Source organism: Streptomyces sp. NPDC127092, assembly GCF_042722475.1.
GTDB lineage: Bacteria > Actinomycetota > Actinomycetes > Streptomycetales > Streptomycetaceae > Streptomyces.
Map to the genome: position 1 here is coordinate 1,067 of NZ_JBHXFE010000249.1, position 281 is coordinate 1,347.

1 protein-coding gene is annotated in these 281 nt (G+C 60.9%); it reads right to left on the reverse strand.

The genetic code is table 11. The features are described from left to right. On the reverse strand, positions 1-278 hold a 278-nt coding region (locus ACFWJO_RS39415), incomplete at its 3' end, for a flavin reductase family protein (RefSeq protein WP_386873072.1). Between the last annotated feature and the right edge of the window lie 3 nt (positions 279-281).

Here is a 281-nt window from a genome sequence, read left to right on the forward strand (position 1 = left end):
ACCGAGGTGTTCAACCACACACTGGCTCCCTCGATGAAGACGGCGCCGCCCTCGTGTGTCTGAGTGGTCAACCCCTCGAATCGGTCTCCGATCTTCGCTGACAGTGATCGCACCGCCCCATCGTGTGTCTCCCCGAGAATGCTGATTCCAATGCGCGGCGATTCTTGTAGTCGTGGCCACGTCGCCGAGGTGTTCTGCGGGCAGACAGCAACTAGCGGAGGGTCCAGCGACACCGAGACAAAGCTACTCGCCGCCATACCGATCCGTTCACCACCGATCTC